Source organism: Myceligenerans indicum (genome assembly GCF_016742955.1).
GTDB classification, from domain to species: Bacteria; Actinomycetota; Actinomycetes; order Actinomycetales; family Cellulomonadaceae; genus Myceligenerans; species Myceligenerans indicum.
Map to the genome: position 1 here is coordinate 48,405 of NZ_JABBYC010000018.1, position 19,495 is coordinate 67,899.

The following is a 19,495-nucleotide window of genomic DNA, read 5'->3' on the forward strand; positions in this document are numbered from 1 at the left end:
GGCCCGGCCGCGCCACTCTTGGAATAATGCGACAGGTGTTCGACAGGACGGCAGGGGCGGACCAGGTGCTCGGGTCCGGGCCCACCCTCGGCATCGTGAACCCGGTCCGCGCGCGCGACCGGCTCTCGCTGGTGCGGGTCGCGCCCGCGCCCGATCTCGCCGATCTGGTCGACTGGCACTGGGTGATCACCTGGGACCTGCCCGACGGCGTCTCCTTCACCCAGACCGTGATGCCGCATCCCGTCGGCCACGTCGTCGCCGAGGACGGCGGCTTCCTCGCCTACGCCATGCCTGCCGGCCTCTTCGAGCGCACGCTCTCCGGCGCGGGCGGCGTGGTGGGGACCAAGCTGCGCCCCGGTGGCTACCGCACTCTGCTCGGACGTGCGGACGCCGGCCGGCGCGGCACCGTCGAGCCGGCCCGGTTCCTGGGACCGGCGGCGGATCCTGCCGCCGCGGAGTCGCTCGACCAGGCGTCGGCAGGCAGACCGGAGGCGGCCGTCGCCACCGTCACCCCGCTGCTCCGTGCCGCCGCCGAACGGGTGCGCACGCCGCGGTCGGCCGCCGCCCTCGCCGCCCTCCGCGAGGCCTTCGACGTCATCGCCGACGCCGCGCCCGGGTGCACCGTCACGGCGCTCGCCGCCGAGCTCGGGACCACACCGCGCACGCTGCAGCGCCTGTTCGCCGACTGGGTGGGTGTCAGCCCCAAGTGGGTGCTGCAGCGTCACCGGATCCACCTCGCCGCCGAGCTGCTGGGCCGCGATCCCGGCCTGGACCTGGCGGGGCTGGCGGCGGCCGTCGGCTACTACGACCAGGCGCACTTCACCGGCGACTTCGTACGCGTGATCGGACTCGCCCCCGGTGAGTACGCCCGCAGCTGCGGGGCCGGTGCTGCGGACCCGGGCGCCGCCGGGCACCATTGAGGCCATGCGGTTCATCCGGGCGCTGACGCGCTACCCGCAGATCACGATCACCGTTCTCGTGGCCCTGGCCGCGCTGGTGCTGCACGCCGCGGGCGAACCCGCCGCGGTCCGGTGGGTGGTGACCGCCTACGTGGCGGTGTTCGTGGCCTGGACGCTGGTCGGGATGGTGCGCGACGTGCTGCACGGGCACGTGGGGCTCGACATCCTCGCGGTGGTGGCGATGGTCGCGACCCTGGCCGTGGAGGAGTACATCGCCTCGCTCATCATCGTGCTGATGCTCTCGGGCGGCGAGGCGCTCGAGGACTTCGCGGCCCGGCGCGCCAAGCGCGACCTGACCGCTCTGCTGGACCGTTCTCCGCGCACCGCGCACGTCCTGGCGAGCCCGGAGGCGACCGACTCGAACCTCGTGCGGGACACGGCGGTCGACGACGTCGAGGTCGGCGACGTGTTGCTCGTGCGCCCGGGGGAGATCGTGCCCGTGGACGGGGTGCTGGTCGGTGGCAGCGGCACGTTCGACGAGTCCTCCCTGACCGGGGAGAGCCTGCCGGTGACGCGCGGCACGGGCGACGAGGTGCTGTCGGGAGCGATCAACGGGACCCGGGCGGTCCGCCTGCGGGCTGTCCGGAGCAGCGCCGACAGCCAGTACCAGCAGATCGTCGCGCTCGTGGAGGAGGCCGAGGAGTCGCGCGCCCCGGTCGTCCGGCTCGCCGACCGGTTCGCCGTCCCCTTCACCGCCGTCTCGCTCGTCCTGGCGGGCACGGCGTGGGCCCTCTCGGGCAACCCGACCCGGTTCGCCGAGGTTCTCGTGCTGGCGACTCCCTGCCCCCTCCTCATCGCGGCGCCCGTCGCCTTCCTCGGCGGGCTCTCCCGGGCCGCCAAGACCGGCGTGATCATGAAGGGCGGCACCGTGATCGAGCAGCTCGCGCGGCTGCGGTCGGCCGCCTTCGACAAGACCGGGACGCTGACACAGGGCCGCCCGGACCTGGTCGGCGTGCGGCCGGCCGGCGGCTTCACCGCCGACGAGGTGCTCCTGCTCGCCGCGTCCGCCGAGCAGTACTCGTCGCACGTCTTCGCCGACAGCATCCGCCGCGCCGCCGCGGACCGGGGCCTGGACCTCGTGGCCGCCGAGGAGGCCGGCGAGGTCGCCACCAACGGGGTCACCGCGTCGGTCGGTGGCCGGACCGTCGTCGTGGGCAAACCGGCCTACGTCGCGGCGCTGGCACCGGACACGGAACATGCCGCCTTGGGTGCGGGGGAGGCCGCCGCCTATGTCGCGGTCGACGGCCGCTTCGCGGGCAGCGTCGTGCTGGCCGACGATCCCCGTCCCGAGTCGCCGGCCGTCGTCTCCTGGCTGCGCGCGAACGGCGTCGAGCACGTCACGATGCTGACGGGCGACGCACGGCCGACGGCGGAGTCGATCGCCCGGCAGGTCGGCATCGAGGAGGTGCACGCGGAGCTCCTGCCGCCCGAGAAGGTGCGGCTCGCCGCCGAGCTGCAGCCCCGGCCGGTGATGATGGTGGGCGACGGCGTGAACGACGCCCCGGTGCTCGCCGCGTCCGACGTCGGGGTCGCGATGGGTGCCCGGGGCGCGACCGCGGCCGGGGACGCCGCCGACGTCGTGCTCCTGGTCGACTCGCTCGCCAAGCTGACCGACGCGGTCTCGATCGGCCGCCACACCCTGCGCGTCGCCCTCGCCGCGATCTGGATCGGCATCGGGCTGAGCGTGGGACTGATGCTCGTCGCGATGACCGGGGCCATCCCGGCGGTGGCCGGCGCCCTCGTGCAGGAGCTCGTCGACCTCGCGACCATCCTGTACGCCCTGCGGGCGCTCGGCGGGCCGGCCGGTGGCCTGACGACGCCCCCGCCGGGCGGGGCGACGGAGTCCGCGGAGCCTGCTCGAACGGGGGCGGGCGATGCCGCACGGGGATCCGGCGGCTCCGCCGCGTCGTGACGCCTGCCGGACGCCGGGTCCTGGTTTCTCGCCGTCGCCGTCGCCGTCGCCGGAGGCGCGGGTGCCCGGGAAGAGGGCCGGGAGACGAGACGGCCGGGGCCGGGGAGACGCGAGGTCTCCGCGGCCCCGGCTCTCGCCGTGGCAGGTCTCCTCAGGAGAGGCGGATGCTGTCCAGCTCGGCGTACCCGGTGCCGCCGCTGAAGTAGGGCGACCCCTTGGCCAGGCGGATCATGTTGTACCCGGCGTGCAGGTCGACCGTCACGCTCACCGTCGAGAACTGTGCCCATCCCGCCGTCGGCGGGTAGGAGACGGTGGACCAGGCGCCGCCGTTGTAGGCCAGGCCGTGGGTCGACGTCGCCCCGGTGCCGTTCGCGTAGCGGATCGTCATCGTGTAGCTGCGGGCGGTGGGCACGTTGACCGTGAAGTCGACGAAGCTGTCCGAGCGCATGTCGGCCGAGCCGTCGATGCCGCCGACGTAGTACCCGTTCGACGCACCCGACGACGAGCGGGTCTGAGCGTTGACCACGGTGGCGTTCTCCGCCTCGTAGGTCTGCTGCCAGGACGACGTCGGGCCTCCTGCCGGGGTGACGACCACCTGGTAGGCGCCCTCGGCGGTCATGCCGTCGACGGGCACGGTGACACTGCCTCCCGAGACGGACATGGTCGAGGTGGACATGACCGTCGGGGCCGGGACATAGGTGTGGCGGCCGGAGCCGGGCACCGAGCTGACCGTCACGTCGACCGAGGAGCCGAACGAGGACAGGCCGTTGATCCGCACCGCGTTGTTCCCGCTGTCACCGCCGAGGACGACGTTGACGATCTTGCGCGTGGAGTCGTACGAGGCGACGCCGTCGAGCCAGCTCTGCGGCGTGGTCCGCACGACGTTGCCCGCCATGGCGCCGTACCAGCGGTAGGCCCAGTAGGACGCCGTGGGCCGGCCGTCGAGGGTGAACAGGCCGTCGAAGGTGCCGGCCTCGAACCAGTAGGCGCGGTGTGCCTCGCGCGCACCGTACCGTTCCAGGACCGAGATCCAGTGCACGGCGACGCTGGGGATGTCCATCTGGTTGTAGGAGTTGTACTCGTTGATCGCGATGGGGCGCGGGCTGATGCCGAGCTGGTTCTCGATCGCGCGGTAGTCGGCCACGTGCTCGTCGAACGAGTTCCAGTTCATGTCGTCCAGCTCGTGCCAGACGATCGCGTCCGGGACCGTGTTCGTGTTCTTCGCGTTCGTCAGGAACGCCAGCATCCGGTCGTGGTTGTAGGTGGCGTAGCCGGGGCCCACGATCGGCGTCACGGTGTCCATCGTCCGGATGAGCCGGTGGGTGCGGGTCCAGCCGTCGTTGAAGCTGCCCGCCGCCGCGGTGTCCCACGTCCAGTCCGGCTCGTTCCAGATCTCCCAGCCCTGGATGTTCGTGGCCCACGTGGCGTCCAGGCGGTCCTGCACCATGGTGCGGACCTTGTTCTCCCAGTCCGTCCAGCCCTGCCACTCGTACGGGAAGGTGGGGTAGATGTCCGGCATCCGGATGAACTGCTGCGCGCCGGCGCGTGTGATGTTCCCGGCCACGTCGAGCGCGTCGCAGCACGGCTCGGTGGCGCCGTTGCCCAGGTGCGTGGTGCCGGGCGGCGGCTGGGTGAAGCTGATGGGGCTGAGCGGCAGGAGCTGGTCGGTGGTGGGCTTGGTGTCGGAACCGACGCCGTACAGGCCACCGGAGCCGACGTGCGTGACGGGACGGACGACGTTGCCGACGTCGACGGTGAGGGTGTTGCCGGCGGCCTCCGCCGGGAGTGCCGGGGCCAGGGAGGCGCCCACCACGAGGGCGAGCGCGCAGGCTCGGGACAGGACTCTTCGCATTGCATCTCCTCGTTGAGACTGGACTCAGCGTGTGAACCGGTTCGACGATCGCGGCTCGGTCCGAGACGCTAGCTTCGAACGCCGTTCGCTGCAATACCCTGGTAATTGCAGCGATATCGGCTGCTGCGCCGGCTTCTCGGCGAGGAGCTGCCGAACCGGTTCACTCGCCGGAGGTGCTTCGGGACGGTGTCGCGGTGCGGCCGGCGTCACTGAACCCAGGCAGAACCGGTCTCGCCGGACGCCTGCGGAAGGAGGATCAGCCGTACTCCTCGCCGAGCGGTGTGGATCCCGCGGAGTCCGCCGTGTCCGCCGGGACCGAGGTGACCTCGACGAGTTCCTCGCGGCCACCGCCTCCCGAGACCCCCAGGGTCAGCACCGGGCCGATCCTCGGTGCGTAGAGCTTGTACTCGAGCACGTCCGGCTCGATGGTGATGGTGTCCTTGGTCAGCAGTGCGCCGTCGAAATGCCCGGCCGGGACGTCGGCCTGCTCGTCGAGGCTGAGCACCTCGCCGTTGTCCTCGGCCTCGCCCTGGAGGTACTCCTGGCGGTAGGCCATCCCGACGGCAGGGTCGCCCGGCATGATGACGCCCGCCAGAGCGCCGTCCGCCCCGGCCTCGAAGGAGCCCTCTCGGGAGGCGACCCTGCCACCCTCGAACTCCGCGGTGTCCTCACCCAGGTACCAGATCGTCCCCCTGGAGTCCTGCGCGTACCAGTCGAAGGTGTCCTCGACGATCTCCCCGTCCCGCGTGACGGTGTCCCGGACGACACGCCCGGTGACACCGCTGGCGACCGTCTTCGTCGCGCTCGTCACGGTGACGACGACGCGCAGCTCCTGACCTTGCTCGTCGACCTCGCGGTAGACCCACCTGGTCCCCGGTTCCATCGGCCAGTACGTGTTGTCGATCGTGGTGGTGAGGTCGGACGGGTCCGGGCCGGCCGACTCGCTGGACCGCGGGAGACTCGTGCCGGAGAGGTCCGTACGGGACGCGCTCGGTGTGTCCCCGGACGAACTGCATCCGGCGAACAGCACGACCGTGCCGAGTACTGCCGGCACCCAGCGTGCGGGGCGGTCGACGGAGGTCATGGTTCATCGCCTTTCGCGTGTTCGGTGGCGGTGACCTTCGGAGCGAGGAAGTCTCCCGGTGCGCCGACCGGCGGCTCGCCGGCGCGCTCGGGTCGCTGCCGGCGTCGTGCGATCCAGAGCGCGGCCACGACCAGAACCAGGCCGGCTCCGAGCAGCGCCACCGGGGCGGCGAACGTGGCGCCGAACCAGGTCTGCACGGCGTTCGGCAGCGCGATGAGCAGGCCCACGGCCCCCACTCCCAGGAGGGGCAGGTCGGTCGTCCAGACGGCCGCGGCGACGATCGCCACCGCCGTCACCAGGGTCAGCGCGATCCCGCCGTCGGTCGGCAGCGTCATCAGCGCCCCGAACACCGCGAGGGCGCTCCCGAGCACGAGCGCCAGTTCGCGCGGACGAAGCAGTCCGGCCCGGGCGAGCAGGAACCACGCCAGGCCGACCGTCCAGACGCCGACGCCGGGCAGGTAGTCGGCGTCGGTCACCTTCGCCACCGTGGCAGCCACCGTGGCGGCCAGCGCCAGAAGAGCCACGAGGTGCTGCAGCCCCGTCGGCCGGAGCCACCAGAGGGTCGAGGCGACGGCCGCGGCGGCCGCGGCCGCGGTGAGCGTGGCGTCGTCACCGGACATGCCCAGGGCGTCGGACGCGAGCAGCGCCGCGAACCCGGCGAACGCGACCGTGGCGCCGGCCCAGAGCACCGCGCGCAGCCGGCGCCCCTGCTCACCGGCCCGCCGGGGCACGGCGACGCCGGCCACCAGCATCGTGCCGGCCGCGGCACCGACCACGACCAGGCGCCCGCCCGTCCCGAGCTGCTCCCAGAACTCGGTCGCGAGCAGCACGGCCGCCACCAGGATGACCACACCGCCGACATAGCCGAGCGCCTCGGCGAGCAGTGACGGACCGCCTCGGGGCGCCGGACGCCGTTCTGCCTGCGCGAGCTCGTGGGCGGCGATGAGATCGGCCTGGTCCCGGGTGATGATCCCTGCGGCCGCCCACTCGGCGAGCCGGGCCGCCGGGACCGGATCCGGGCCGGGGTGCCGCACCGGGAACACCCGGTCGTGGTCTCTCGGGTTGACACTCATGACAGCCGCTCCCTGCATCGGCAACGGAGCCGTCCCGGGCATGCCGGGGACGCATGCCGACGACGGCCTGGTGGTTCCGACGCTATTGCTGCCGACGACGCCACCGCAGGGTCCTTGGTCCCCTCGACATGGGCCGCGAGACCCTCGGACGACCGGCCGTGCGGACGCCGGCGCTCACGCCTCGGGCCGGTCCACCACCCGTGACATCACTATCGACGTCCGGGTCTTGACGACGTGCGCGGCGGACCGGATCCGTTCCACGGTGCGTTCGATGCCTGCCATGTCGGCGGCCACGACGTGCACGATGGCGTCCGCGTCGCCGGCCACCGTCGCGACCCGGACCACCTCCGGGATCGGTGCCAGGTCCCGTCGGAGCACGGCGGGGGCGACGATCCCGTCGCAGAAGATCTCGACGTAGCCCTCCAGGGTCCAGCCCATGGCCGCCGGTGTGACGTGCACGGTGAACCCGGCGATCTCGCCGCGCGCGAGCATCAGGTCGACGCGCCGCTTCACCGCCGGCGCGGACAGTCCCACGGCGTTGCCGACCTCCTGGTACGTGGCGCGACCGTCGCGCAGCAGGCGCTCGATGATCGCCCGGTTCAGCTCGTCCATGTGCGCATCGTGTGCCGCCGCGGGGACACGCGCAAACCAGCGTCGTGCCGTTGCCCGAGCCGGGACACCGGGAGGGCCGGCGGCGACTCCGCCGTCGTCGGCCCTCCCGGTGACAGCGGCTCCGCCGTCGTGGGCGCGGGGCGTGTCACCCGTTCCGGCCCGCGCATTCGGCAGGAGGCGCGCTGGGGCGTACGATGATCGGGATTGCCGTGCATCTGTCGCACGATCCTGCATCCCCGCGCCCGCCAGGTGGCTCCTGCCGTCGTGAGTTCCTCACGTCCCAGGTACCGGGTGAGCGCACCACCGATCATCTGGAGACCAACGAAGTGAAGAGCGCCGTCGAGACCCTGGACCCCACCAAGGTCAAGCTGACTGTCGAGGTGGACTACGACGAGCTCAAGCCGAGCATCGACCACGCCTACAAGCACATCGCGGAGCAGGTGAACATTCCCGGCTTCCGCAAGGGCAAGGTCCCCCCGCGCATCATCGACCAGCGGGTCGGTTGGGGCGCCGTCGTGGAGCACGCCGTGAACGACGGCCTCAACGACTTCTACCGTCAGGCGCTCACCGAGAACGAGCTGCGCCCGCTCGCGCAGCCGTCCGTCGACGTCACGGAGATCCCGGCCAAGGCCGGCGAGGGCCAGCTGAAGTTCACGGCCGACGTCGAGATCAGGCCGGAGCTCGACCTTCCCGAGCTGGACACCATCGATCTGACGGTCGACACGGCCGAGGTCACCGACGAGGACGTCACCGAGCGCCTCGACGCCCTGCGCGAGCGCTTCGGCACGCTGGTCGGCGTGGACCGTCCGGCGGTCGAGGGCGACTACGTTGTCATCGACCTGACCGCGAAGATCGGCGACGAGGAGGTCGACTCGGTCTCCGGCGTCTCCTACCAGATCGGCTCGGGCAACATGCTCGAGGGTCTGGACGAGGCCCTGACGGGCCTGTCGGCCGAGGAGACGACGACGTTCCGTGCGCCGCTCGCCGGCGGTGACCACGAGGGCGAGGAGGCGGACGTGACCGTCACCGCCACCAGCGTCAAGCAGCGTGACCTGCCTGAGGCGGACGACGACTTCGCCCAGCTCGCCTCCGAGTTCGACACGCTCGCCGAGCTGACGGAGGACCTGAAGTCGCAGGCAGCCCAGGGCAAGGGCTCCGACCAGGCCGTGGCCGCGCGCGACGCACTCCTGGAGAAGCTGCTCGAGGCCGTCGAGGTTCCGGTGCCGTCCGGCGTGGTCGACGCCGAGGTGCACCGGCACCTGGAGCAGGAGAGCCGCCTGGAGGACGACGAGCACCGCGCCGAGGTCACCGAGGACGCGAAGAAGGCTCTGAAGAACCAGATCCTGCTGGACACGCTCGCCGAGAAGCTCGAGGTCAAGGTCGGCCAGGGTGAGCTCGTGGAGTACCTGGTCAGCATGTCGCGCCAGTACGGCATGGAGCCGTCGGAGTTCATCCAGACGCTGGAGCAGGGCGGCCAGATCCCGGCGATGGTCGGCGAGGTCGCGCGGTCGAAGGCGCTTGCCGTGGCGCTGCGCCAGATCGAGGTCAAGGACTCGGCCGGCGCCGCCGTCGACCTGAGCGAGTTCATCGGCTCGGACGAGATCGACGAGCAGCAGTCCGCGCTGGAGCAGGCCATGGCCGAGGCTCAGGCCGCGGGCGAGGCGGAGGCCGAGGCCGACGGTGCGCAGGAGTCGGCCAAGGCCTGACCTCCGGTACGGACGCGTTCATAGGTCCGATGGCCGTCATGGTCGCGGAAGTGGTCGCGTCCTGATGTCTGGCGTGGCCGCGTCCCGTGGCGGGCCTGTGCTGCGGGATGCCCGTGGTGAGACCCGGCCGGGCCGGTCCGCGCCGCCCCAGCAGCTCGTGCATGGTCGTGCCCGGGGTGCCTTCCGTCGGGAGGGTGCCCCGGGCGCCGTCGTGCCGGGGAAGCCTGCCCGGCGAGGGGTTCGCGGCGTGGGCAGGGGCCGCCTGGTTACGCCCAGGGCAGCGCACGTGCGCTGTCGGCGAAACGCAGGCCTACGAGGGAGTTCCGGCGCCTGCGGGCGCGTTAGGGTCGATCGACATGCTTGCGCAGGAACCTGCCGGACACTGAGGAGTGGGACGTGAACGATCTGCGGACAGACGCTGGGCCGGTGGCGCGGTCGGAGGGGTCGAACTTCGGCCTCAACGACTCGATCTACAACCGGTTGCTCAAGGAACGCATCATCTGGCTCGGCTCGGAGGTGCGTGACGACAACGCCAACGCGATCTGCGCCCAGATGATGCTTCTCGCGGCCGAGGACCCGACCAAGGACATCTGGCTCTACATCAACAGCCCCGGTGGCTCGATCACCGCGGGAATGGCGATCTACGACACGATGCAGTTCGTCCAGCCGGACGTGGCGACCGTGGCCATGGGCATGGCGGCCTCGATGGGCCAGTTCCTGCTCAGCTCGGGAGCCAAGGGCAAGCGCTACGCGACCCCGCACGCCCGGGTGATGATGCACCAGCCGTCGGGCGGTATCGGCGGCACGGCGACGGACGTGCGCATCAACGCCGAGCTCATCATGCACATGAAGAAGGTGCTGGCGGGACTCACGGCGGAGCAGACCGGCCACTCCCTGGAGCAGGTCACCAGGGACAGCGACCGGGACAAGTGGTTCACGGCGCCGGAGGCGCTCGAGTACGGCTTCATCGACCACGTCGTCGAGCACGCGGCCCTGGCCGGCGGCGGCGGCATGAACAGCGCGTCCTGACGACGCCGAGAAAACTTCGAGGATCGAGGAGACCACAGTGAGCCCTGAAGCCCAGTTCCTGGCCGCGGCCGAGCGCCTCGCCGGCTCGTACGGCCGGCCCGGCGGTATCGGCCTGCCGCACGGCGCGCCCTCCAGCCGGTACGTACTGCCTCAGTTCGAGGAGCGCACCGCCTACGGATTCAAGCGCCAGGACCCGTACACCAAGCTGTTCGAGGACCGCATCATCTTCATGGGCGTCCAGGTGGACGACGCGTCCGCCGATGACGTGATGGCGCAGCTGCTCGTCCTGGAGTCCCAGGACCCGGACCGCGACATCATCCTGTACATCAACAGCCCGGGCGGCTCGTTCACCGCCATGACGGCCCTGTACGACACGATGGAGTTCATCAAGCCGCAGATCCAGACGGTCTGCCTGGGGCAGGCCGCCTCGGCGGCGGCGGTGCTCCTGGCCGCGGGCCAGAAGGGCAAGCGGCTCGCGCTCCCCAACGCCCGCGTGCTCATCCACCAGCCCGCGATGGAGGGCGGCGGCTACGCGCAGGCGTCGGACATCGAGATCCACGCGAACGAGCTCATCCGGATGCGCGAGTGGCTGGAGGACGCCCTGGCCCGCCACTCGGGCAAGACCGTCGCGGAGGTGCGCGACGACATCGAGCGCGACAAGATCCTCACGGCCGCCGAGGCCAAGGACTACGGCCTGGTGGACCAGGTCCTGGAGTCGCGCAAGGCGCAGGCCCTCACGGCCTCCTGAGCCGTGGAGCGCCCGCGGTGGCGGACACCGCCGGGGCGGCGGGGACCTGCGGGCCCCACCGCCCCGGCGCGCGGCGCGGGGACAGATCGGGACGGCGCGGCGGCAGGCCAGAGGAAAAACGAGACACGCCGCTGAAATCATGGCAATCTTGCGAGTGTCGGTGAGAATCGCACCTCACCTGGACGACCCGCCGTGAGACCGGCTGACAACCGGACCCCCGGTGGTGTGCAATGGTAGGTAGACCTGGGGCCTGCGGCCCCACCTGGAGATCTGGAAGCTTTCCCGCAGAGACAGAATCGCCCGACCAGAGCCCGGACCGCTCGGAAGAGCGCAGGAGCGAGGAGACGAATACGTGGCGCGTATCGGTGACGGCGCTGAGCTGCTGAAGTGCAACTTCTGCGGCAAGTCCCAGAAGCAGGTCATCAAGCTGATCGCGGGCCCAGGCGTCTATATCTGCAACGAGTGCATCGAGCTGTGCAACGAGATCATCGACGAGGAGATGAACGAGGCGGCCGAGGTGGGGCTCACCGAGTTGCCCAAGCCGCGCGAGATCTTCGAGTTCCTCGAGCAGTACATCATCGGCCAGGAGTCCGCGAAGCGGGCCCTGGCCGTCGCGGTCTACAACCACTACAAGCGGATCCAGGCGAGCAGTGGCCCCAAGGCGCCCGGCAGCCAGGAAGACGCCGACCAGGTGGAGATCGCGAAGTCGAACATCCTGCTGATCGGCCCCACCGGTACGGGCAAGACCTATCTGGCGCAGACGCTGGCGAAGATGCTCAACGTCCCCTTCGCCATCGCCGACGCCACCGCGCTCACCGAGGCCGGGTACGTGGGTGAGGACGTCGAGAACATCCTGCTCAAGCTGATCCAGGCCGCCGACTTCGACGTCAAGAAGGCCGAGACGGGGATCATCTACATCGACGAGGTCGACAAGGTGGCCCGCAAGGCGGAGAACCCCTCGATCACGCGGGACGTGTCCGGGGAAGGTGTGCAGCAGGCCCTGCTGAAGATCATCGAGGGGACGAGCGCATCGGTCCCGCCACAGGGTGGACGCAAGCATCCGCATCAGGAGTTCATCCAGATCGACACCACGAACGTGCTGTTCATCGTGGCCGGAGCGTTCGCCGGACTCGACGACATCGTGGCCTCCCGCGCCCGCAAGCGTGGCATCGGGTTCGCCGCCCCGATGGAGACCGCGGCCGACGACGACCTGTTCGCCGAGGTCCGGCCCGAGGACCTGCAGAAATACGGCCTGATCCCTGAGTTCATCGGGCGTCTTCCCGTCGTCGCGTCGGTGTCGCCGCTCGACCGGGACGCACTGGTGCGTATTCTCACCGAGCCGCGCAACGCGCTCGTGAAGCAGTACAAGCGGATGTTCCAGATCGACGGGGTGGAGCTCGAGTTCGAGGACGGCGCCGTCGACGCCATCGCCGGCCAGGCGTTGCTGCGGGGCACCGGGGCACGCGGCCTGCGCGCCATCATGGAGGAAGTCCTGCAGCAGGTGATGTTCGACGTCCCCAGCCGCGACGACGTCGAACGCGTGCTGATCAGCCGGGACGTCGTGCTGGAGAACGTCAACCCGACCGTGGTCCCGCGTCGCACCGCGGTCCGGGGCCGTCAGCCGCGCGAGAAGAGCGCCTGAGGTCCCGCGGGACGAGCGTCCGAGCCTGCCCCGGCCGCGCGGGTTGGGCCGGCCGCAGGTAGACCGGCCTCGGGCCCTGCTCAGCGCGCTGTGGCAGCCTCGGGGCGTCCTGCCTCGTAGAGCTCGTCGACGAGGTGGGCGAGGTCGGCCACGACCTTGGCGCGCTTCACCTTGATCGACGGCGTCAGGTAGCCGTTCTGCTCCGTGAAGTCGAAGTCCAGGACGCTGACCTTGCGGATCGACTCGGCCTTGGAGACCGCTTCGTTGGCGTGCCGCACGGCCGCGTCCAGAGCCTTGAGCACCTGGGGGTGGACCCGTGCCTCCTCGATGCTCAGGTTCGGCAGCCCGCGGGCGGCACACCATCCGGGCAGCATCTCGGCGTCGAGGGTGACCAGGGCGCCGATGAAGGGGCGCTGGTCACCGACCACGACCACCTGGCTCACGATCGGATGAGCCCGCAGCCGGTCCTCCAGGACCGCGGGGGCGACGTTCTTGCCGCTGGCGGTGACGATGATCTCCTTCTTGCGTCCCGTGATGCGCAGGAAGCCGTCGTCGTCGACCGTGCCGAGGTCGCCCGTGCGGAACCAGCCGTCGCTCACGGCCTCGGCGGTCAGCTGCGGCTGGTGGTGGTAGCCGCGGAAGATGTGCGGCCCGTGGAGCAGGACCTCGCCGTCGTCGGCGATGGCGACCGACGTGCCCGGCAGGGGCGGTCCGACGGTGCCGATCTTCGTGTGCCGGGGCAGGTTGACCGTTGCCGGCGCCGTGGTCTCGGTGAGTCCGTACCCCTCCAGGATGGTGATACCGACACCGCGGAAGAAGTGCCCGAGCCGCTCACCGAGCGGCGCCCCACCGGAGACCGCCCACTGCAGGTGCCCGCCCATGGCGGTGCGAAGCGCGCCGTACACGAGCCTGTCGGCGACCCGGTGCGCCCGGCGGAGCCGGGGGCCCGGTCCGGAGGCGGTGTCGAGCGCCTGGGAGTACCTCACGGCGGTGTCGGTGGCCCAGGCGAAGATCCGGCTCCTGAGACGTGATCCGGAGACCTTCGCCTCGGCGGAGTTGAACACCTTCTCGAACACCCGCGGGACGGCGAGCAGGTACGTCGGCGCGAACGTTCCGAGATCCCCGACGAGGTTCTTGATGTCGGGCGCGTGGCCGAGGACCGAGTTCCCGGCGAACGCGGCAACCTCCACGAAGCGCGCGAAGACGTGCGCGAGCGGCAGGAACAGGAGGGTCCGTGACCCGGGTGCGTCGAGGATCTCGGGGATCGCCACGGCGGCGTTCATCGTCAGGTGCGCGAAGTTGCCGTGCGTCAGCTCGACGCCCTTGGGCCGGCCCGTGGACCCCGAGGTGTAGATGATGGTGGCGAGGTCGTCGCGGTGCACCGCGTCCCGCCGCTCGGTGACGGCCAGCAGCGGCAGGTGCGCGCCGGCGGTGCGGAGCGCGGCCACGGCGCCGTCCTCGATGACGAGCACGTCCTCGCACGCGGGCAGGGAGTCGCGGACCTGTTCGATCGTCGCGACATGCGCGGCGGTCTCGGCGAAGACCAGCCGGACCCCCGCGTCGGAACAGATCCACCGCACCTGTTCGGCCGACGAGGTCTCGTACACCGGCACGGGGACCGCTCCGGCCGCCCAGATCGCGAAGTCGAGCAGCGTCCACTCGTAGCGCGTGCGAGACATGATCCCGACACGGTCGCCCACGCCGACGCCACGGGCGATCAGACCACGGGCCAGAGCGAGGACCTCCTGCTCGAACTCCAGGGCGGTGACCGGGACCCACGGTCCCCGGGGCGTGTCGCGGCGCTCGATCAGGGTCTCTCCACCGGACCTGGCCACACGCTCCCGCAGGATCGTGTTGATGCTGGTGCCCTCGGGCACGTCCACCATGGCCGGTGTGGAGACGACTGTCATTGTGGTGAGCTCCGCGGTATCAGGGGGTGGGATACAGCTCCCGCGCACCGGGCTCCAGTGCGCAAGCGCGAGAAAGACTTTACCCCCGCCACCGGGCGTTACAGAACTTGCGCTCCTGTCAATGCGTCGCGAGCGTCCCGTGGCGGGATCCCCGCGCGTCCGGTGGCCGGTACGAAGGCGCCCCGCGCGGTGGCCCGGGTTAGCCTCGTCTCCATGACCTCGGATCCTGCTGCCTCGGGAATGCCCTCGGAGATCCTCCGCCTGCGCGCGAGCATCGACAACATCGACGCCGCCCTGGTGCATCTGCTGGCAGAGCGCTTCAAGCTGACCCGCCAGGTGGGTGAGCTCAAGGCGGTCGGCAACATGCCGCCCGCGGATCCGTCGCGTGACGCCCAGCAGATCGCCCGGCTCACGGAGATCGCGGAGGCCTCCGGCCTCGACCCGGACTTCGCGGTGCAGTTCCGGCAGTTCATCGTCAGCGAGGTCATCAGGCGCCACGAGCTCATCGCGCGCGAGCACGCGGGTGAGACGATGCCGGAGCTCGATACCTACGCTTGAAGAGAAGTGTTCTGACCGGAGCCGCAGGTGGCACATGGCTCCGCGCAGCCCGTCCCGAGATTCCTCGGGGCAATCCTGGTCCAGGGGTGGCGTCCGCCGGTGATTCAGCGGAGGCTGGATGGATTGTGAGGATCACCCTCGGACCAGGAGGCGGGAATGAAGATCGACTGGCTCAAGCCGCTCCTCGGGCACTCGGGACCATTCGCCACCGTGTACCTCGATGCCACCCCGTCGGACAAGGCCGTCGCGGACCGCGACGTCGCGAACCGGTGGCGGGCGGCGCGGAAGTCGCTCGCGGCGCAGGGCGCCCCTGACGGCGTCCTGGACGGCATGCAGGATTCGGCCCGGCGTCCGACGTGGGAGCCGGGCCTGCACGGCAGGGTCGTCATCGCGGACGGCACGGGCGTTCTCGTGGACCGGGTGCTGTACGAGGCGCCGACGGTGGACGTCGCTTCGTGGTCGAACGTGCCTGAGCTGCTCCAGGTGGTCCGCGCCGCGGACGAGTCGGTGGAGCTGCTGGTGGTCGCTGTCGACCGCAAGGGCGCGGACTTCACGCGGACGGGTGTCGGCGGCCGCGTGTACGAGGAGTACGCCGCCCCGGACGACGAGATCGCCAAGGCCAGCTCGACCGGCACCAAACGCGCCAAGATCGAGTCCCGGGCCGAGGACTCGTGGGAGCGGAACGCGGCCGCGATCGCCAAGGAGGTCGAGCGGCAGGTGGAGGCGTCCGCCCCCGAACTGGTGGTCCTGACGGGTGACACGCGCACCGTGTCGGGAGTGCGGGAGAACATGTGCCGTCCCGTGTCCGAGACCTGCATCGACATCCCCGGCGGTGTGCGGGGCGCGCCGGCGACGGTCGGAGGCGGGCCGGCCGGCGGCGCCGCGAGCGGCGGGGCCTTCACCGACCGGGTCGGCGAGGCGCTGGACAGCTACCGGGAGCGGCGCCGCGAACGCGTGCTCGCCGGCCTGCGGCAGGGGCTCGGGCGTGACGAGGGCGCGGTGTCGTCCGTGGACGATGTCGTCGCCGTGCTGAGCCGGGGCCAGGTGGCCGAACTCGTGCTGGCCGATGAATACGGGGCGGGCAACGGACAGGTCAACGGGCGCACCCTCTGGATCGGGCCCGAGCCGACGCACATCGCCTCGGACCGCGCCTCACTGGAGGCGCTGGGCGTGCGCGAGGGGCTCGAGGAGCTGCCCGCGGTGGTGGCGCTGGTACGAGCGGCGATCGCGCAGGACGCGGGCCTCACCTTCGCGCCCGAGGGCTCGGTCGGAGCGGGCGCCGGTGGTGTCACCGACGGCGTGGCGGCGACGTTGCGCTGGGTCGACGAGCGCACCCCGCACGAGTTCGCCGCGGCGATGTCGGGGGACGACGTCCGGCTGCGGGGTGAGCGGGTGCGCGGCTGAGCGCGCGGCTCCTACGGGATTCCCACACGGTGGTGACCGGTTGGTCCGGTGTGCGTCCCGTGAAGCCGATTCGTCGACCGTTCCAGATGTGAAGTTCTTGTGGAGCCTGGCGGCGTTCAGAGGCGTTGCTGTTGGTCTGTTCGTTATGCCCGACCCATCGTGTGACCCGAGTCGCTAGCGTGCCCGGCCATGGGGATTCACGAGGGGAACAGGCCGAGCCTCGCAGCGGCGCTGAGTGGCGTCCACTGCGAATACGCACGACTCGGCGTCGACGACGCGGCCAGGGCCACCGGTGACGACGGCTGGGCTGCTTCACACGTCCAGGCACTCGCAGACGACTGGGCGGAGCGTGAGCTGCCGCCCGCGGAGGCGCCGTACTTCACGATCGGTCTCACGTGGGGCGGCCTGCACGGCCTCCTGCGTGAGCACGGCGGGCTGGCGGTCGACGTCGTCCAGGGCGGTGAACCTCTGGGCGTGCCGGGCGCGATCGGTACCGCCCGTCTGCTCCCGTCCGACGACGTCGCCACGGCTGCCGCATTCCTGACGGGGACGCCGTTCCACGAGCTGGCTCCGCTGTACGCCGCCGCCGTCTGCGACGGCTGCCCCGACCCGACCGAGCACCCGCCGGAGGAGCGGCTCGACGCGCTCGCCGACGCCTACGAGGGTCTTGGCAGGTTCTTCACCGCCGCGGCCGACGCGGGTGACGCCGTCGTGCTGATGCTCAACTGACCGAGTTCACGTGACTACCCGGCCGCGTTCCAGCGCTGTGACGCGGCCGGGTCAGCGTGCGGCGACGCGCTCCAGGAACGCCGTCGTCGCTCGGGCGAACGCCTCGGGAGCGTCGCGGCGCACGAAGTGGTTCGCGTCGGGAACGACGACGAGGTGCGCCCCGCGCGCGACCAGGAGCCGTCGATGCTCGACGGTCATACCGGCAAGGGGACCGGAACCCGTGACGACCTGCACGGGGACGTCCGCGCCGGCCAGGTCGGCCAGGAGCTGCGGCCACGGCGGCGTCGGGATGACGTCGCCGTTGCGGACGAGTGCCGGATCGGCGTCGTGCTGTGCCGCGGCCCATTCCGGGAGCTCGGCGGGATCCCAGCCGGGGTGCCGCGACCGGCCCCAGGAGATGAGCTCCGACGCCGTCATCGCCTGCCGGTCCACCAGGCCGCGGTGTGCTTGCCTGGCCACGGCCGGGTCCTGGTGGCGCGTCACCGGTAGCCGCCAGAAAGGATCCTCGAGGACGACGCCGTCGACGAGGCCGGCGCGCCGCACCGCGGCGGCCGCCGCGACCCCGCCTCCGGCAGAGTGCCCGAACAGCACCAGCGGACCGTGACCGGCCCGCTCGCCCGTCAGGTCGTCGAGGAGGTCGACGACGTCCTGCGCGAGCCGGTCGCCGGGGTGTCGTCGGTCGGCGGGGTCCCATCGTGGGGAGCGCCCGTGCCCCCGAAGGTCGGGTGCGACGACGGACCACCCCGCGGCGGCCCACGTATCGGCCGCCGAGCGGAGCGTCGGCCCGCTTTCCATCATTCCGTGAAGCGCGAGGACGGTGCCTCGCGCCGGCGGCGGCGCGGGGGTGCGCGTGACGTGCAGAGGGCTCACGGCACGCGAGGCTACACGCGCGGTGAAACTGCGGCAAGATGGTGAAACAGATTCACGATGAACGGAAAGCTGGCCCGGCGTCGGTTCGCTCAGGACCTGGCGTGGTTGACGTCGATGTCGCGTGATCCCTGTCAGATGGCGCATCGTGGAGTGCGTGGACGGCGTTCCGAGGCGTGCGGACACACGGAACGCGCTTGCAGAGTTTTCTTGACGGCAACCGAGTGCACCCTCTAACCTCCCCGTCAGAGCCAGCACCCGCCGGCCTTCGACGACGAAGAGAGCCCGCCGTGGAACCACGTGAGGACGACACCAGGTCGCCGCTCCGCCCCTGCCCAGGGGGTGGGTGCGGATGAGCACAGAGATCAGCACCGCGGGCGAGGAGCGCGCGACCGAGGACACGGCGGCCCGCCCGTCCGCGGGACAGGGGGCGCGCCAGACCTGGCGCGGCCGGGACTACGGCCTGGTGATCCTCGCCGCTCCTGCCGTCGTCCTGCTCGCCGTCTTCGCCTACGGCCCGATGGCCGGGCTGGTGGTCGCCTTCCAGGACTTCAACGTCGCCGACGGCGTCTTCGCCTCGCCGTGGGCGGGACTGCAGAACTTCGAGTTCTTCTTCACGTCCGGCAACGCCGGCCGCATCATGTGGAACACGCTGTTCCTGAACGTGCTGTTCCTCGCGGCGACGCTCGGGGCCGGCATCCTGCTCGCTCTGATGCTCAACGAGATCCGCGGACGCGTCACGAAGGGGTTCTTCCAGTCGGTGATCTTCGTGCCGTACTTCGTCTCGCCGATCGTGGTGAGCATCTTCCTGCAGGCGTTCCTCGCCGGGCCGGGCGGCCGTGGTGGGCTGGTCAACGACTTCCTGGGAACGCTCGGGCTGCCCGAGCCGTCCTGGTACACCGAGCCCGGTCCCTGGCCCTGGATCCTCACCGTCGTCAAGGTCTGGCAGCTCGGTGGCTACATGAGCGTCATCTTCCTCGCCGCCATCACGGCGATTCCCGAGGAGGTCTACGAGGCCGGGATGATCGACGGCGCGAGCCGGGCACAGATGGCGCTGCGCATCACCACGCCGCTGCTCAAGCCCACCGCGGCGATCCTGCTCGTCCTCGGCGTCGGGCGGATCTTCTACGGCGACTTCGGGACCATCTACGCCATCGTCGGCGACAACGGAACCCTCTTCTCCACGACGGATGTCATCGACACCTACGTGTTCCGCGCACTGCGCACCTTCGGGGACTTCGGGACCACCGCCGCCATCGGGCTGTTCCAGTCGGTCGTCGGATTCGTCCTCGTCGTCATCGCGACTCTGGTCCAGAGGCGCTACGCCAGGGAGACATCGATCCTGTGACCACCACCCAGACCCCCCGTCTCGGCCCTCCGAGGGCATCGACCTGTCTCTTATACACATCT

16 protein-coding genes are annotated in these 19,495 nt (G+C 71.0%); 10 read left to right on the plus strand and 6 right to left on the minus strand.

Translation table 11 applies throughout. From position 1 onward, the window contains the following. Nucleotides 1-35: 35 nt before the first annotated feature. On the plus strand, nt 36-920 hold the full coding sequence (locus HGK34_RS11645) for an AraC family transcriptional regulator (protein ID WP_201847378.1): 885 nt from the start codon (nt 36-38) through the stop codon (nt 918-920). A 4-nt stretch (nt 921-924) separates the two neighbouring features. Next, a complete protein-coding gene (locus tag HGK34_RS11650) occupies nt 925-2,871 on the plus strand; it encodes a heavy metal translocating P-type ATPase (RefSeq protein WP_201847380.1) in 1,947 nt (648 codons plus the stop codon). Between the two features lie 151 nt (nt 2,872-3,022). Here HGK34_RS11650 and HGK34_RS11655 read toward each other — a convergent pair whose 3' ends face one another. The 4 genes from HGK34_RS11655 to HGK34_RS11670 form a co-directional block, all read right to left on the minus strand. After that, complete coding sequence (locus HGK34_RS11655) at nt 3,023-4,723, minus strand: carbohydrate-binding protein (protein ID WP_201847382.1); 1,701 nt, start codon at nt 4,721-4,723, stop codon at nt 3,023-3,025. Nucleotides 4,724-4,979: 256 nt separating this feature from the next. Continuing rightward, complete coding sequence (locus HGK34_RS11660; protein WP_201847384.1) at nt 4,980-5,807, minus strand: hypothetical protein; 828 nt, start codon at nt 5,805-5,807, stop codon at nt 4,980-4,982. Beyond that, entirely contained in the window at nt 5,804-6,880 is a 1,077-nt protein-coding gene (locus HGK34_RS11665; RefSeq protein ID WP_201847386.1) for a DUF2157 domain-containing protein, read from the minus strand. Before HGK34_RS11665 ends, HGK34_RS11660 begins: the two co-directional genes overlap by 4 nt. A 174-nt stretch (nt 6,881-7,054) precedes the next feature. Continuing rightward, a complete protein-coding gene (locus HGK34_RS11670; protein WP_201847388.1) occupies nt 7,055-7,492 on the minus strand; it encodes an Lrp/AsnC family transcriptional regulator in 438 nt (145 codons plus the stop codon). A gap of 326 nt (nt 7,493-7,818) precedes the next feature. Here HGK34_RS11670 and tig point away from each other — a divergent pair, with 326 nt between their 5' ends. The 4 genes from tig to clpX all read left to right on the plus strand — a co-directional run bounded on the left by tig (nt 7,819) and on the right by clpX (nt 12,617). Further along, nucleotides 7,819-9,198 carry a trigger factor gene (tig, locus tag HGK34_RS11675; RefSeq protein WP_201847391.1) on the plus strand — a complete coding sequence of 460 codons (1,380 nt, stop codon included), beginning with the start codon at nt 7,819-7,821 and terminating at the stop codon, nt 9,196-9,198. A gap of 396 nt (nt 9,199-9,594) precedes the next feature. Beyond that, on the plus strand, nt 9,595-10,227 hold the full coding sequence (locus HGK34_RS11680; protein ID WP_201847393.1) for an ATP-dependent Clp protease proteolytic subunit: 633 nt from the start codon (nt 9,595-9,597) through the stop codon (nt 10,225-10,227). A 37-nt stretch (nt 10,228-10,264) separates the two neighbouring features. After that, nucleotides 10,265-10,975, plus strand: coding sequence for an ATP-dependent Clp protease proteolytic subunit (locus HGK34_RS11685; protein WP_307815921.1), 711 nt, complete (start codon nt 10,265-10,267; stop codon nt 10,973-10,975). 352 nt (nt 10,976-11,327) lie between these two features. Then, nucleotides 11,328-12,617: an ATP-dependent Clp protease ATP-binding subunit ClpX gene (gene clpX, locus HGK34_RS11690; protein WP_201847394.1), complete on the plus strand. Its 1,290-nt coding sequence runs from the start codon at nt 11,328-11,330 to the stop codon at nt 12,615-12,617. A gap of 80 nt (nt 12,618-12,697) precedes the next feature. Here the strand turns inward: clpX and HGK34_RS11695 are convergent, their stop codons facing one another. Then, nucleotides 12,698-14,527 carry an AMP-dependent synthetase/ligase gene (locus tag HGK34_RS11695; RefSeq protein WP_201847396.1) on the minus strand — a complete coding sequence of 610 codons (1,830 nt, stop codon included), beginning with the start codon at nt 14,525-14,527 and terminating at the stop codon, nt 12,698-12,700. 213 nt (nt 14,528-14,740) lie between these two features. Between HGK34_RS11695 and HGK34_RS11700 the strand changes: the two genes are divergently transcribed. From HGK34_RS11700 to HGK34_RS11710, 3 genes are all read left to right on the plus strand, one after another. Then, entirely contained in the window at nt 14,741-15,085 is a 345-nt protein-coding gene (locus HGK34_RS11700; RefSeq protein WP_244666644.1) for a chorismate mutase, read from the plus strand. A 156-nt stretch (nt 15,086-15,241) separates the two neighbouring features. Continuing rightward, on the plus strand, nt 15,242-16,489 hold the full coding sequence (locus tag HGK34_RS11705) for a baeRF2 domain-containing protein (RefSeq protein WP_201847398.1): 1,248 nt from the start codon (nt 15,242-15,244) through the stop codon (nt 16,487-16,489). A 189-nt stretch (nt 16,490-16,678) separates the two neighbouring features. Beyond that, the gene (locus HGK34_RS11710) at nt 16,679-17,218 is read left to right on the plus strand and encodes a DUF1877 family protein (RefSeq protein ID WP_201847400.1); all 540 of its coding nucleotides are present in this window, start codon (nt 16,679-16,681) and stop codon (nt 17,216-17,218) included. Between the two features lie 51 nt (nt 17,219-17,269). Here the strand turns inward: HGK34_RS11710 and HGK34_RS11715 are convergent, their stop codons facing one another. After that, complete coding sequence (locus HGK34_RS11715) at nt 17,270-18,088, minus strand: alpha/beta fold hydrolase (RefSeq protein ID WP_201847402.1); 819 nt, start codon at nt 18,086-18,088, stop codon at nt 17,270-17,272. Nucleotides 18,089-18,437: 349 nt separating this feature from the next. Between HGK34_RS11715 and HGK34_RS11720 the strand changes: the two genes are divergently transcribed. Next, nucleotides 18,438-19,433 (plus strand): ABC transporter permease, encoded by a 996-nt coding sequence (locus HGK34_RS11720; protein ID WP_201847404.1) that lies wholly within the window; start codon nt 18,438-18,440, stop codon nt 19,431-19,433. Nucleotides 19,434-19,495: the final 62 nt, after the last annotated feature.